Genomic DNA, 15,061 nt, shown 5'->3' on the forward strand with positions numbered 1-15,061 from the left:
ACGAAATCCTTTCGACCCTGAATAATGATTAAACCACGTTTAGCCTGGGCCATTACCGGCTCCGGCCATTACATAGAAGAGTGCCTGGATTTCCTCCTGACCCTGGATGATGTCGACTTGTATATCAGCCAGGCCGGCGAGGAAGTGCTTAAAATGTACGGCATCGATCTGAGTGATATCCGCGCGAAAATGCCGGTGTATCGCGATAAAGCCGCCTCGGCGCCGCCGGTCGGGCATTTTTACAAGGGTCATTATCATACCTTCGTAATGGCGCCGGCTACGTCTAACACGGTTGCCAAATGCGTGCTGGGGATCGCCGATTCGCTCGTGACCAATTTATATGCGCAGGCCGGGAAATGCAGAGTGCCCAGCATTGTCTATCCTTGCGATACCGCGCCGGAAATGGAGACGACGGCGCCGGGCGGAAAAGTCATGGTTTATCCGCGCAGGATCGATCTGGAAGCCACCGAGAAACTGCGCACATTTGAATACACGACGGTCGTTGACAATGTCGACGAACTAATCATCAAAGTGAATGAACGGCTTAAGACCCTAAAATGAGCGAACACATACTCTTTCTGACCGGCAGGCTGGCGGAAAAACAGCTGCACGCGATCCTCGGAAAAATGCAGCCGGCCTTCACCTACACGGTGCATGAACTGGGCCTTAAAGTCGCCGCCCTGATGACCGCAGACATGATAGCCCGGCGCCTGACCGATACGTTCGGCGCCGACCGCATTCTCGTGCCGGGGCGCTGCCGCGGCGATCTGGACACGTTATCAAAGAATTTGGGCATTCCGGTGGAACGCGGGCCGGAAGAATTGAAGGATTTGCCGCAGTTTTTCGGCCAGGCGGCGCACAAGATCGATTTAGGCCGCTACAGCGTCAAAATCTTCGCCGAAATCACCGATGCGCCAAATATCACCGTTGAAGAAGTTGTCAGACGCGCTTATTACTATAAACAAAACGGCGCCGATGTGATCGACATAGGCTGCCTGCCGAGCACCGATTTCCCGCACATGGAAGACATCATCGGCACGTTGAAACAGGAAGGCTTCACGGTCAGCATCGACTCGCTCGAAAACGACGATTTGCTCAGGGGCGGCAAGGCCGGCGCGGACTATCTACTCAGCCTGCACGAGAGCAGCCTTTGGATCGCCGACGAAGTGGAATCAACACCGATTCTGATCCCCAAAAAACATGAAGATCTGGCTTCACTGGACCGGGCCATTCAAGGCATGCAGGCCAAAAACCGCGCCTTTATCGTCGATCCCATTCTGGATCCCCTGCACTTCGGTTTTACGGCTTCGATCGTGCGCTATCATGAAGTCAGGAAAAATTATCCCGATATCGAAATGATGCTCGGCGTCGGCAACATTACCGAGCTGACGCATGCCGACACCATGGGCATGAATGCCCTGCTGCTGGGCATTTGCTCGGAACTCAATATCAACAGCATTCTGGCTACCGAAGTCAGCAAGCATGCCTGCCGGGCCGTCAAGGAAGCCGATCTGGCGCGCCGCATCATGTTTGCGGCCAAAGAGCACAATATGCTGCCCAAACATATCGATCCGGGTTTGATGGCCCTGCATGAGATATCGCCATTCCCGTACCAACTGGAAGAAATCAAGGAACTGGCCTCGCAAATCCGAGACCCCAGTTTCCGCATCCAGATCAGCGCCGAAGGACTGCATATTTTCAACCGCGACGGCTTTCACAGCGCGACCGATCCGTTCGATCTGTATCCCAAACTGCAGGTTGAGAACGACGGCGGCCACGCCTTTTACCTGGGCGTCGAACTGGCGCGCGCCGAAATCGCCTGGCTGCTCGGCAAGCGCTTCACTCAGGATCAGTCCTTGACCTGGGGCTGCGCCGCCAACACGACGGAACCCACTGTCGACCTGCACACCTTCAAGCCGGCAGGCACCACCTTGCAAAAAAAATAATGATCCAAGAAACCATAGTCACTACCGTAAACAGCTCGGGGGCAGCGCATATCGCGCCCATGGGCATACATGTTATCGCCAGAGATGGTGTGTATACCGCAAGCCCGTCGGGAACGGGCGCGGCCACTAGGGCAACAGGCACACCAGCCGATGAATTGATCATCCTGCCTTTCCGTCCATCAACGACGCTCGACAACCTGCTGTCCAGCCGGACCGCCGTAATCAACTATTGCGATGACGTGCGTATTTTCGCCGGTTGCCTGACCGGGCGGCGCGACTGGCCGTTGAAGCCGGCCGAGAAAATCAACGGCCAGGTACTGACGGCGACATTGGCCCATGCCGAAGTTGAATTGGTGCGCGTGGAAGAGGATCCGGTCCGGCCGAAACTGTTCTGCAAAGTTATCCATAGAGTCAATCACTCGCCATTTCAGGGCTTCAACCGTGCCCAGTTTTCGGTGCTGGAAGCGGCGATCCTGATCAGCCGTCTGCATAGGCTTCCGCTGGAAAAAATTGAATCCGAAATAGACTATCTGCGCATCGGCCTTGAAAAAACCGCCGGCGACCGGGAACTGGAAGCCTGGGGCTGGTTGATGGACATTATTGATGCGCATAAAAAGGAGGTGGATGAATGACCGGAATGCTTGCCAGCGTCAACAGCCTGGACGAAGCCGCCCTGGTGTTGGGCGCACAGGTAGACATTATTGATCTGAAACAACCCGAACAAGGCGCTCTGGGCGCTTTGGAGACCGGGGTCGTCAGGCAAATCGTGACCGCCATCGACCACCGCTGCCCTGTCAGTGCGACGGTCGGCGATTTACCCATGCAGCCCGAACTTGTTTTCGAGGCTGTCAAAGCCATGGCTGAAACGGGCGTCGATTACATAAAGATCGGCTTTTTTCCCGGCGGTGACTGGACCGGAACCGTAGCCAAATTGTCGGCACTAACCAGGCAACACGCCTTGATCGCGGTATTATTCGCTGATGCTCAACCCGACCTTTCCATTATTGCTGCACTGAAAAATGCCGGCTTCAAGGGTGCCATGCTCGATACCATGGACAAGCAAAAAGGCTCATTGGTGCAAGTCATGGACGAAACCATTATCGGACAATTTGTCGCGCAAACTAAAGCCTGTCAATTGCTGTGCGGGCTTGCCGGCTCTCTCAGACTGGCGGATATCGCCGGTTTGATGCCTTACCAACCCGATTACCTGGGCTTCAGGGGCGCATTATGCCAACAATATAACCGTACCGCGCAATTGGACACAGAGGCGATTGCCCGTATCAGACAGGCCATTGTCGATGCCGCCTAAAACCACTATCACGACCAAGATCCTGATCGCAATGGTGATCGGGCTGCTGACGGGCAGCCTGATCAACGCCTTCGGCAAGGATGCCGTTTTTATCCAGACTTATCTGGTCGACGGCCTGTTTTATGTGGTTGGCGCCGCATTCGTCAATGCCTTGAAAATGCTGGTCGTGCCGCTGGTCACTTTTTCGCTGATTTGCGGCGTCTGCGGCATCGGCGATGTCAGCGTGCTGGGCCGCGTGGGTCTTAAAGCACTGGCTCTTTTCATTCTGACCACATCGATTGCGATTACGCTGGCGCTCAGCGTCGCGGCCTTGATCGGCCCCGGTAAGGATTTTGCCAATGCGCATCCCTTGTCAGACTTCACGCCGCCATCGGCGCCGCCTGTCACGGATGTATTGATCAATATCGTGCCAGGCAATCCCGTTCAGGCTTTTGCCGAAGGCAATATGCTGCAAATCATTTTCTTCGTCATCGTGTTTGCCATCGCCATGCTGATGACCGGCGATACAGGCCGGCAATTAGCTCAGTCGGCCGAGAAAATGAATGAAGTCATGATGAAGGTCGTGACGCTGGTCATGGATTTCGCCCCGGTCGGCGTGTTTTTCCTGATGGCCAGGACCTTTTCCGAACAGGGCATCGGCCTGATCATGCCGATGATCGGCTATTTCTCGGCGGTCGTCTTTTGCCTGCTGCTGCACTTCTTAGGCACTTTCAGTCTGCTGATGATCTTGATGGCCAAACTGAATCCTCTGGTGTTTATCCGAAAAATGCGTTCCGCGCACATTTTTGCGTTCAGCACGGCCAGTTCCAATGCCACGATCCCGGTTAACCTTCAGGTCGTCGAAAAGCGCCTCGGCGTCAACAATGCCATTGCCGCGTTTACAATCCCTTTGGGCGCGACCATCAACATGGATGGCACGGCGATCATGCAAGGCGTCGCGACCGTGTTTATCGCCAATGTCTATGCCATCGATCTGAGCCTGAGCCAGTATGTGACTGTGATCGGTATGGCGACATTGGCGTCGATCGGCACAGCCGGCGTGCCCGGCGTCGGCCTCGTCATGCTGGCCATGGTGTTGAATCAGGTCGGGCTGCCTGTGGAAGGCATCGGTTTGATCATGGGCGTGGACCGAATTCTGGACATGCTGCGCACGGTGGTCAATATCACCGGCGATGCGCTAGTCACCTGCATTATCGCGCGAGGGGAAAATGCGTTTGATGAAAAGGTTTTCAATGACCCTGAAGCCGGCGTTATCGCGGAGATTGAGCTCCCTCATAAAAAGACGCAGCCATGAATTAAATGTCTTTCAATAAACGGTTTTTCTCGTCGTTTTCGATCCGTTGCCTGAAGTCGTTGACCACAGTCATAAACCGCTCGTCCTGCCTGATATCCGGCAAATGATTCTGCCCCCGCCGCTCCAGCGCATTAATAACATAAGCCATCGTCACTTTATTGACATCGACAGCGGGAAGATAAACCTCATCGGCATCGTCCTCGGTTTTAACCTGGACAACAATCTGGCACGCCATCAGTTCCAACAGAACGCTATGGACAACATAGGCGGGAATAGCCAGTCTGGATGCTATTTCAACCGCGCTTAGGGGATTTTGCTGTTCAACAAAATTCTTAATGATCAAATGCGCTATTTTCAGCGCGACAACTTTTTTCAGAAAAACACTGATGTCTTCAACTTTGTTCTTGCCTTGGTAATCCTCGTAATTCTGCAGATAAAAACTGATCTCGCAACCGAACAGGACGATCATCCAGCCGATCTGCAGCCAGATGATGAACAAAGGCAAGGCGGCGAAACTGCCGTAAATGGCGTTATAGCTCGACACGCCGATTTGCAGGCTCAGATAGGCCCACTGCACCAATTGATAGACAACACCCGTAATCACACCGGCGATAATGCCCGCCTTATAATCCACTTTAAGGTTAGGCATAAAAATAAATGTAAAAGCGAAGAGCGCGGACAGAATGATGACCGGCAATAAACCCAGTAATCTAAGCACTAGCAATGTACCTACTTCCGGCAAGTTGATAGCCTCTATCAGCCAGGTTATCTGTGTTTTCAGAAATACGGTAATACCGCTGGAAATGACCAATAAAACAGGGGCCAGCAGCATGACTGACAGATAGTCGCTTAATTTACGCCCTAGCGGCCTGCCTTTGTCTATTTTCCAGATATGGTTAAACGATTTTTCGATATGACCGATCAATTTGATCACGGTCCAAAACAAGACAACGATACCGATACCAGCCACCACCTCGCCTTGCGTACTGGCCAGCATATTTTCCGCAAAATCGATTAATTTCAGCACCACCGCATCCTGGCTTGGCATCTGCTCGAGTAATTGCTTCTTCAGTGTTTTTTCATAGCCGAAGCCCTTGGCGATGCCAAACAGCAAGGCGATAACCGGTACAATCGCCAATAGCGAATAAAGCGTCAAGGCGGACGCTCTTAAAGGTCCCAGATCGCGATTGAATCCTTCATAGGACAAGAGAATGACTTTTGTGAATTTCAGCAGTTTCGCCTTGAAAGGCGAAAGCCGCTGTTCGCGCTGTACCCAGATGTCTTCTTTAAAATAATCGATGAAATTGAGATTCATGAGCTGGTCCTATGCTGTCGAATTCCGTTAAATATGACTGCTTGAAGCGCCTCTAATTCAAATCAATGCGAATCCTTGCTGTAAATCGTGTCAATGAGTCTTTTAAACCATAGCGGCCGAAACAGTACGATAAACAAGCCCATGCCGGCAGTGATCGGAATCGGGCCGATATCCAGTATCATCAGTAGCAACAATGTAAAAACGCATTTGATTCTCGTAGCCATAGGGCGATCGCTCATGAAAACACCTGGTCGAAATAGAAGTCGATGAATTGAAAAGATTGTAAGGCAATCCGGTTGCCAACAGAAGCTACAACGCATAACGTCATTTAGCGTAAAATATAAAGGTTGAGCGGCCGTGTTTTGACAATAGCGCATCGCTAAGTCTTTGTCTATCTTGATGCCGGGACTAAATTCAGGATGAATGCCGCTCTCATTAACGCCACGAATTAACCTATGATCCGTTTCCGACGTACTTGTTGCCATTGGCGCTATTCGTCAGCCGACGGCGATTATTCAAATGTTACCAGGACAAAAACCGGGCAGATGACTGAGGAAGACAGATTATTTCAACAAACGGGCCGCCGATGCTTTGATGAGCGCCTTGCCAAGGTATTCGGCAACAGGACCTCCAGAAGCGTGCCTTTTTATAGTGCGATTCGACGCATCCAGCCCGATCATATTTAAGGCTGGCCATGTCTGACGAGTTTATATTTGTTTATGGCACTCTAAGGCAGGAATTTGCATTGCCTGTGCATGATTTGATGAAGCGATATTGCCAGTTCCACGACCAGGGCAGCCTGTGCGGCCATCTCTATCAGCTCGACAGTTACCCCGGCGTCGTCGAATCGACTCATGGTCGTTGCCGCGTGCATGGAGAACTCTATCGCATCATTAACAAAGATGAACTTTTCCTGCTGCTGGATGACTATGAGCAGTGCTCGGCTAAGTATCCAAAACCGCATGAGTACGTCAGAAAGCAGATTGATATAACGGTGCGCGACGGCACTGTCCGTCAGGCATGGGTTTATATCTACAACCGCGCCGTCGCCGGACTGGCCCGCATTCCCTCGGGCGATTACGTCGCCCATCTACGGGGTTTTGGCAAAGTCCGATACAATGCCGGTTAAACTATTTATCAAAGATTTATTGCGGTTGGCTGCTTGATTATCAGAATTTCCTTTCTACTGTTCCTGCTCTCGCTGCCGGTCTTGGTGCTGGCGGAAATACTGCTATGGCTGAACATTCCCGGTTTGCCTGAACTGATCACCAAATTGGGATCAGCGATGCTGTTAAGCGCGCTGGCTGTCCTGATCATTACTGCATTGCTGGCCATGCCTAAAATAATCATGCGCTCTGTTTTGAATTACTTGTCTGCCGGAGAGCGCCTGCACCGCCGGCTGCTGTTTGTTCAGGCCCAGCAGGAGCGCATCAGGCAACTGTTTCATTTCAGAACATTAAAAATAAAATACCTGAATGAATTGCGTAGAAAGCGCCTGTTAAAGGCGAACAACCGCAAGCACATCCGATCTTTATCGAAATCCATTCATAAGGATCTGCTGGCGATCAAGAAAGAATTGCCAAAAACCACTTTCAAGCAATTACGGCAGGACAATATCCGCTATCGCAAGCAGCAGGATATTGAGTCTCTGCTACAACTTCAGCAAAAAATTTCCACCTTCATCTAGCGCTTATGTCTGTTTTAAAAAACTGGGTACTTAACCTTGCCAATCTTTTTCATGCGGTTAAAAAGGACAACCTGGACTGGCAGGAGGCCAATCAGGAACAACAGGCCAGACTCAGGCACGCACACGTGTTGGCCGAGAAAGCGCTGGAAGCCGACCTGAAAAAGCGCAGCGTGCAACTGGAACACGACATTGCATTGCTCAGGACCAGGCATGATGCCGAGCTGGCCATGTTCAAAACCAAGTGCCAACAGGACATCAAGGACTACAAGCAGTATCTGGACTCACTCGATCAGCTCAAATCGTCGATCCGTACCAGTTACACGCATCTGCCAGAGGCAGTCGCCTTCACGATCCATCATCACGCGAAATACCTGCTCAATCAGATGTGGGAAGCCGAGGATTTTGAAGAGAAAATGCAGCACGAGATGCGTCTGATCAAGTTCATGACCACCGTGCATGAAGATGCCCGGTTGCATCTGGAGGGAAAGACGGACGATAAACTGCCTGAGAAAACGCTGAGTTTGATTCAGGAGCTGTGAATACTTACAAGCTCACCTGACGATTTGTATATGCATCCATTAATTGTAAAACCCCGAACTTGATGTGCCGCCACCAATAAGCTAATTATCTAAGCCCTTACTGCTCGAGGGTGATTGTTGCATGAAAATTAAGCCGGGTTGGAACAAAATTTGACTCGCCCCTAATATTTTTAAAGCTAATCGATATCGGCAAAATGCTGATCTTGCCTGGAGAAACTTTTGAAACAGTCTTTTTATGATCTAAATTATTCTGATTTAGAGGCAGTTGTAAATCAAAATAACTTAAACCCCTCAGTGGCGACAGTTCTTTTTAACTGGTATTACAAGAAAAAAGAAAACACTCAGTGCCATAATAAAATTTCTAAATCCTCATTGGCCTTTTTTGAACAAAATTTTGATTTTTCTCTACCCGAAATCGATACAGTTTATGAGTCACAAAGAGATCGATCAGTAAAATTTCTTTTTAAGCTTAAAGACCATCATAAGGTTGAAACAGTCCTTATCCCGTTTAACAATAAATATTCTATTTGCCTCTCATCGCAGGTTGGCTGCGCAATGAATTGTTCTTTTTGTTTTACCGGAGAGCAAGGGCTTAAAAGAAATTTGACCACGAGTGAAATTGTTGGGCAATTTCTAAAGGCTTGGCGCTGGTTGGCAACAAACAGGCCTGGAGAAGAGAGGATTTTAAATATTGTTTTTATGGGACAAGGCGAGCCTTTACATAATTTTGATGCCGTTAAAAAAGCGTGTGAAATTTTTTTATCTCAACATGGAACTTCAATTGGCGTTCAAAAAATTACTGTCTCAACGGCTGGTTATATTCCTGGGCTTAAAAGATGGAGTCAGGAAGTTCCTGGCGTGAACCTTGCGCTATCCCTTCATTCACCGTTTGAAGAAAAGAGAAATGAACTTATCCCCATTAATAAAAAATATCCACTAGATGAGGTGTTGGCCTATATTGACAAGATACCTTTAAATAAAAAGCAATTTGTTACTTATGAATATATTCTGATAAAGGATTTTAATGACTCTCCAGATGATGCTAAAAAACTGGGGATGATGCTGGCCGGCAAAAGCGCTTATATAAACCTGATTCCTTTTAATTCATTCCCGGGATCACGTTACACGCGTCCGGATTTGGATAAGGTTGAAAAGTTTAAGGAAGTTTTGGATGCTTTTAAGATCCCGACTTTAATAAGAGGTGCTAAAGGTGATGACGTATTAGCAGCATGCGGACAACTCAATTCCAATAATCAGTAGGATGCGCTGAACGCAGTGATGCGCATCGATCGCGAACGATGCGGTTCGTACCTCACCGTATCCTACCGCGCTTGATCAAGTTCATGACCACAGTGCATGAAGATGCCCGGTTGCATCTGGAGGGAAAGACGGTCGATAAACTGCCTGAGAAAACGCTGAGTTTGATTCAGGAGCCGTAAAGGTTCATAGGGCGGCCGGCTGGCCGCCCCTGCCCTGACTTAAGGGTTCAGTCTGGCTTTCAAAAAGTCGATGATTTCCGTAAACGGGATTTCCATGCTGTCCTGCTCCGTTCTGGCCTTGTATTCGACCGTGCCCGTATCCAGGCCGCGGTCGCCGACGACGATGCGGTGCGGAATGCCGATCAGCTCCATGTCCGAGAACATGAAACCGGCGCGGACTTTACGGTCGTCGAACAACACCTCGATGCCGGCCGCCTGCAGGTCCTGATACAGCTTTTCGGACGCTTCTTTCAGACGCTCGGATTTGTGCATGTTCATGGGGCAGAGCGCGACCTGGAACGGCGCCAGACTGTCCGACCAGATAATGCCTTTATCGTCGTGATTTTGTTCGATGGCCGCCGCCACCACACGCGAGATGCCGATGCCGTAACAGCCCATGATCATGGTCTGGTTTTTGCCGGCTTCGTTAATGATATCGGCTTTCATCGCAGCGCTGTACTTGGTGCCCAACTGGAAGATATGACCGACTTCAATGCCGCGCGCCAGCGTGATCGTGCCCTGACCGTCCGGGCTGACATCGCCTTCAACAACCGTGCGCAGGTCCTCGATTGCGGGCACCGGCAGATCTCGCTCCCAGTTGACGCCTTGATAATGCTTGCCGTCCTGGTTAGCGCCGCAGACGAAATCGGACATCAAAACCACGCTGCGGTCAGCGATAATTTTGATGTCCAGGCCTATCGGGCCGAGTGAACCGGGTTTGCTGCGGCAGGCGCTGTAGACTTCCTCGTCGCTGGCAAAGCTAAGCGGCGCGGCAATGCCGTCGATTTTTTCAGCCTTGATCACGTTCAGTTCATGATCGCCTCTTAACAGCAGCGCCACCAGCGTGCCCTCTTCTTCGCCTCTTACTATCAGGGTTTTCAGGCATTGCTGCGGCGAAATGCCGAAAAAGCGGCTGACCTCTTCAATGCTGTGCTGATCGGGCGTATCGACCAGTGTTAATTCAGCCGTCGGCTGGGCGCGCGATCCGGCCGGCATGACGGCTTCGGCCTTTTCGACATTGGCCGCGTAGTCGCTCTCGGTCGAGAAGGCGATGGCGTCTTCTCCGGAATAGGCCAGCACGTGGAATTCATGCGAGACGGCGCCGCCGATGGATCCAGAGTCGGCAATCACTGCACGAAACTTCAAGCCCAGACGATTGAATATATTGCTGTAGGCCTGATACATGACATCGTAGGTTTCCTGCAGCGAAGCCTGGTCAAGATGAAACGAGTAGGCATCCTTCATGACGAATTCGCGTGAACGCATGATGCCGAAGCGCGGACGAATTTCGTCGCGGAATTTGGTTTGCACCTGATAATAGGTAATGGGCAACTGCTTGTAGCTTTTGATTTCGTTGCGCGCCAGATCGGTAATGATTTCCTCGTGCGTGGGGCCCAGGCAGAAGTCGCGATCGTGGCGGTCTTTCAGGCGCGCCAGTTCCGGCCCGTACTGCTCCCATCGACCGGTCTCCTGCCACAGCTCAGCCGGCTGCAACGCCGGCATCAGGACTTCAAGCGCGCCGGCTTTTTCCATTTCCTCGCGCGTGATCCTTTCCACTTTGCGCAATACCCGCAGCCCCAACGGCAACCAGGTATAAAGACCGGCAGCCAGTTTACGGATAAGTCCGGCGCGTATCATCAGCTGATGGCTGGCGATTTCGGCATCGGCCGGGGTTTCTTTAATGGTATTGAGTGGAAATTGAGTAGTACGCATTCTGTTTTTGAAAGATGAAAAAATTGAAAAATGCTATTTTACAGATTTAATACGGTTTTAGTCATCCCGATATCTCGGCTTGCCTGCCTGGCTGTAAAAAAACAGATAGGCCACTGAGTTTTTAAGGTAGACTTAATAAAATTTAACTACAGCTTATCAATGAGGCCAATGACTACACTAAATATGTCAGTTAAAAGTTGGTTGCCTATCATTGCAACTACTGTAATTTTCTATACGGCCGGCATGCTGACGCTGCCATTATCGCTGCCTCCCAGTTATGCGACGGCCATTTGGCCACCGGCGGGTATCGGTTTGGCTGCTGTTCTGTTATGGGGCAACCGGGTCTTGCCTGGCATATTTGTGGCTGAATTGCTGATACACTATGAGGTCTATGATATATCGGCATTATTGGCATCATCGCCGGAATCAGCCATTTCTTTTCTTAGTCCGCTTAATAGCGTGCTCAGAGCCTGGCTGGGCAGTACCTTGGTCAGAAAACTGGCAGGCTTTCCGAATGACTTGATTTCAACCCCTCTGATTATTCTGTTCTTTATGCTCGCAGGCCCCGCGGCGACCTTCCTGCCGGCCGTCCTGAGTGTGTATTCTCTATTTCTGACCGGCGTTATCATCGAACAGGATCTGGGTTCTTCGTTTTTAACCTGGTGGCTGGGAGACTGTGCCGGCATTGCCGTCTTTACCCCGCTGTTTTTCGTTGTTTTTAACCGCCGCCATAGAATTTGGCGACAGCGTTTGTTTTCTCTGGGCTTGCCATTGGTCGGCATTTTCATTCTGATTTCAGCCGGCTATTTATTTGCCCAGCAGAAAGAGACTGAGCGCCTGCATAAACTTATCGATCGCCGATCCACTATCATCCGCAACGATCTGCAACATGCACTCCAACAGCATCGGATGGTTTTGCAATTAGTTAAAGGATTAATTGACCTCCCCGGATCGATATCAGAAGACAATTTTCAGGCTTTCTCGCGTTCCATTCTTAATCAACAGACAGATATTGCACGGCTTGAGTGGCTTGAAGCATCCGGCAATAAAAACGACCCCTCCTTCATCAGCAAATATAGGGCGGACAACAAGGAAACCGCCGAATTTAAATCAGTGGCTGAAATAGCAAACGGACTAGCTATAGGGACGCGCGAATTGATTGTGACGGGCAAGCACGAATTCATGGTTTGCCTGCCTGTTTTTCACACCGATACAAGATTGAAAGGTCTCGTAGTCGGCGTTATCAATATTAAGAACTTTGTCGGAAAGGCCATGGACTGGAAAAACTATCCGCATGTTGTGGTCAAGCTTTTTGATGACACAAGTTCAGCCGCGATAACTATTTTTCAATCAAATGATAATCGGGCATTACACGATCCATTAAATTTGACCGCCTTCACAACCGTGAATCTGGCAGAGCATCAATGGTTTCTGGAGATTGCGCCCGACCAGGAATTTCTCAGCGATCATTATTCCTGGTCTGTCTGGCAGTGGCTTGCAGGAGGCATGGTATTGACCAGCTTTATGAGTATCGGCTTGTTGGTATTGACAGGTCATACCGAAAAGGTGAGATCCGAAGTCGACAAGCGCACTGAGGAACTCAATCAGAGCAATATAAAACTGGCTGCCAGCGAACAACAATTCAGAAAACTGGTGCAAACGCAATCGGCCATCGTCTGGCGCGCGGATCCGAAGTCATTCAGATTCTTGTTTGTCAGCGATGAAGCGGAAAGCATATTGGGTTATCCGGTTGACAGCTGGCTTAATGAAGCCGATTTTTGGCGGCAGCATATTCATGAGGATGACAGAGAAGCCGCGACCGCTTATTGTGCGGAAGAAATCCGGAATCTTCGCAATTACGACTTTGAATATCGCATGATTGCGGCCGACGGCCGCTGCGTCTGGCTGCGTGATGTGGTTCATCTGATCATCCACGGTGATAGAGTGACGGAAAAGGTCGGTTTCATGATTGATATCACCGACCAAAAGAAGGCTGAAGAACAATTGCGTCTGGCCGCAACGACTTTTGAAAGTCTGCAAGGCATCATGATTACCGATAAGAACGCCAGAATCCTGCGCGTCAATAGGGCCTTCACCGAAATTACCGGCTATTCAGCCGAACAGGCTGAAGGGCAAAGCGCTAACATCCTGAAATCGGGATATCATGATCAGGCGTTTTATGACGAATTTTGGCGGCAACTGCAAACCCTCGGTAAATTTGAAGGAGAAATATGGAATCGGCGCAAGAATGGAGAAATTTATCCTGAATGGCAAACGGTTACCGCTGTTAAAAACGATGCCAATGAAGTCAGCCACTATATAAGCGTTTTCTCGGATATTACCGAGCAGAAAGAGGCCGCCAATAAAATTCATAAAATGGCTTTTTATGACTCCTTAACGGGTTTGCCCAATCGACGCCTGCTGCTGAACCGGTTCGAGCATGCCCTGGCCGTAGCCAGAAGACATCGGCGGTATGGCGCCGTCATCTTTCTGGACCTGGATCACTTTAAATTACTGAATGACTCACTAGGCCATCAGGCCGGTGATGAATTGTTGATACAGGTTGCGGCGCGCCTGTCTTCGGTGCTTAGAAAAGAGGACACCCCGGCCCGTCTGGGTGGAGATGAGTTTGTTATACTGCTGCATCCTGACCTGGGCAGTTTAACGGTAGCGGCGGATCATGCCATTGCCGCCGCTGAAAAGATCAGAGCCGCACTAAATCAGGCCTTCTTTCTCAAGGATTATCAGCATCAGATATCAACCAGCATCGGTATTGCCTTGTTTCCCGATAACCATGAAAGCACGGATATCATTTTACAACAAGCCGATACCGCCATGTATCGTTCAAAAGCCAGCGGCCGCAACACGATCAGTTTTTATCACCCCAGCATGCAGGAAGTCGCTGATTTGCGCATCAACATGGAAAATGATTTGCGGTTTGCTATCAAGCAGACCCAATTCAGTCTTTACTATCAACCTCTGGTTGACAGCGAAGGCGTCGTATTGAGCGCGGAAGCGCTGATTCGATGGCGACATCCCAGTAAAGGCACCCTACTGCCGATAGATTTCATTTCTATTGCTGAAGAAAGCAGTTTGATTTTGGCGATAGGCCAATGGGTATTGGTGGAAGCATGCTGCCAGATTAAAGCCTGGCAAGCGACGGGAGTTAATTTGCCGCATATTTCCATCAATGTCAGTTCCCGCCAATTCAGGCAGCCCGATTTCGTTGAACAGGTAAGACATGCCCTGACCAGTAACGGAATCGCACCGTATCTGCTTGGTATTGAGCTGACTGAAGGCGTGATGATTGATAATATAAACGATACCATCGCCAAAATGAGAGCCTTAAAAGCATTAGGAGTCTCGATTGCCATGGATGATTTCGGCACCGGTTACTCTTCCCTGTCCTATTTGAAAAAACTGCCGATTGACATTTTAAAAATAGACCGCAGTTTCGTCAGGGACATTTTAACCGATCTCAGTGATGCAGTGATTGTAGAGACCATTCTTGGCATGGCCAAACACCTGGGCTTGCATGTCATTGCCGAAGGTGTGGAAACGGCGGAACAGTTCGACCTTCTGAAACAGCAGGAGTGCCAAAGCTTTCAGGGCCATTATTTCAGCCCGCCTCTGCCGGCAATCCAATTTGCGGAAAAATACTATAGCTTGTGGCGCCGGTCCATAAGCCTTTAGAAAAAACCGATAGCCATGACCTGAACCACAGACTCATTAATACCGCTTATGCCAAACTTGCTGTACCAATAGGAATATTCGGTGCCC

Annotated in this window: 13 protein-coding genes; 10 read left to right on the plus strand and 3 right to left on the minus strand. The window is 50.0% G+C overall.

Features of this window, described 5'->3' with window-relative positions; genetic code table 11:
- Positions 1 to 24 precede the first annotated feature (24 nt).
- The 5 genes from METLU_RS0108035 to METLU_RS0108055 are packed head-to-tail and all read left to right on the plus strand — an operon-like array spanning position 25 to position 4,549.
- Positions 25 to 561, plus strand: a complete 537-nt coding sequence (locus METLU_RS0108035) for a flavoprotein (protein ID WP_027157770.1) — start codon at positions 25 to 27, stop codon at positions 559 to 561.
- A complete protein-coding gene (locus METLU_RS0108040; protein WP_027157771.1) occupies positions 558 to 1,946 on the plus strand; it encodes a DUF6513 domain-containing protein in 1,389 nt (462 codons plus the stop codon). The genes METLU_RS0108035 and METLU_RS0108040 overlap by 4 nt, the downstream gene beginning before the upstream one ends.
- Positions 1,946 to 2,578, plus strand: a complete 633-nt coding sequence (locus tag METLU_RS0108045) for a DUF447 domain-containing protein (RefSeq protein WP_027157772.1) — start codon at positions 1,946 to 1,948, stop codon at positions 2,576 to 2,578. Before METLU_RS0108040 ends, METLU_RS0108045 begins: the two co-directional genes overlap by 1 nt.
- Entirely contained in the window at positions 2,575 to 3,255 is a 681-nt protein-coding gene (locus tag METLU_RS0108050; protein ID WP_027157773.1) for a (5-formylfuran-3-yl)methyl phosphate synthase, read from the plus strand. The genes METLU_RS0108045 and METLU_RS0108050 overlap by 4 nt, the downstream gene beginning before the upstream one ends.
- Entirely contained in the window at positions 3,245 to 4,549 is a 1,305-nt protein-coding gene (locus tag METLU_RS0108055) for a dicarboxylate/amino acid:cation symporter (protein WP_027157774.1), read from the plus strand. Before METLU_RS0108050 ends, METLU_RS0108055 begins: the two co-directional genes overlap by 11 nt.
- Before the next feature lies 1 nt (position 4,550).
- Here METLU_RS0108055 and METLU_RS0108060 read toward each other — a convergent pair whose 3' ends face one another.
- Both METLU_RS0108060 and METLU_RS27830 read right to left on the minus strand, forming a co-directional pair.
- The gene (locus tag METLU_RS0108060; protein WP_027157775.1) at positions 4,551 to 5,864 is read right to left on the minus strand and encodes a YihY/virulence factor BrkB family protein; all 1,314 of its coding nucleotides are present in this window, start codon (positions 5,862 to 5,864) and stop codon (positions 4,551 to 4,553) included.
- Positions 5,865 to 5,926: 62 nt separating this feature from the next.
- A complete protein-coding gene (locus METLU_RS27830; RefSeq protein ID WP_155920500.1) occupies positions 5,927 to 6,103 on the minus strand; it encodes a hypothetical protein in 177 nt (58 codons plus the stop codon).
- Between the two features lie 455 nt (positions 6,104 to 6,558).
- Here METLU_RS27830 and METLU_RS24825 point away from each other — a divergent pair, with 455 nt between their 5' ends.
- The 4 genes from METLU_RS24825 (at position 6,559) to rlmN (ending at position 9,350) form a co-directional block, all read left to right on the plus strand.
- Positions 6,559 to 6,993 carry a gamma-glutamylcyclotransferase family protein gene (locus METLU_RS24825; RefSeq protein ID WP_051299826.1) on the plus strand — a complete coding sequence of 145 codons (435 nt, stop codon included), beginning with the start codon at positions 6,559 to 6,561 and terminating at the stop codon, positions 6,991 to 6,993.
- Positions 6,994 to 7,026: 33 nt separating this feature from the next.
- Positions 7,027 to 7,551 carry a hypothetical protein gene (locus tag METLU_RS0108080; protein ID WP_036242943.1) on the plus strand — a complete coding sequence of 175 codons (525 nt, stop codon included), beginning with the start codon at positions 7,027 to 7,029 and terminating at the stop codon, positions 7,549 to 7,551.
- 5 nt (positions 7,552 to 7,556) lie between these two features.
- Positions 7,557 to 8,090, plus strand: coding sequence for a hypothetical protein (locus METLU_RS0108085; RefSeq protein ID WP_027157778.1), 534 nt, complete (start codon positions 7,557 to 7,559; stop codon positions 8,088 to 8,090).
- Positions 8,091 to 8,309: 219 nt separating this feature from the next.
- The gene (rlmN, locus tag METLU_RS0108090) at positions 8,310 to 9,350 is read left to right on the plus strand and encodes a 23S rRNA (adenine(2503)-C(2))-methyltransferase RlmN (protein ID WP_027157779.1); all 1,041 of its coding nucleotides are present in this window, start codon (positions 8,310 to 8,312) and stop codon (positions 9,348 to 9,350) included.
- 218 nt (positions 9,351 to 9,568) lie between these two features.
- Here the strand turns inward: rlmN and METLU_RS0108100 are convergent, their stop codons facing one another.
- The gene (locus METLU_RS0108100; RefSeq protein ID WP_027157780.1) at positions 9,569 to 11,281 is read right to left on the minus strand and encodes a proline--tRNA ligase; all 1,713 of its coding nucleotides are present in this window, start codon (positions 11,279 to 11,281) and stop codon (positions 9,569 to 9,571) included.
- A gap of 168 nt (positions 11,282 to 11,449) precedes the next feature.
- On the opposite strand from METLU_RS0108100, the gene METLU_RS0108105 reads away from it, so the two are divergent.
- Positions 11,450 to 14,974 (plus strand): bifunctional diguanylate cyclase/phosphodiesterase, encoded by a 3,525-nt coding sequence (locus tag METLU_RS0108105; RefSeq protein ID WP_027157781.1) that lies wholly within the window; start codon positions 11,450 to 11,452, stop codon positions 14,972 to 14,974.
- Positions 14,975 to 15,061: the final 87 nt, after the last annotated feature.

This window comes from Methylobacter luteus IMV-B-3098 (genome assembly GCF_000427625.1).
In the GTDB taxonomy this organism is placed as follows: Bacteria; Pseudomonadota; Gammaproteobacteria; order Methylococcales; family Methylomonadaceae; genus Methylobacter; species Methylobacter luteus.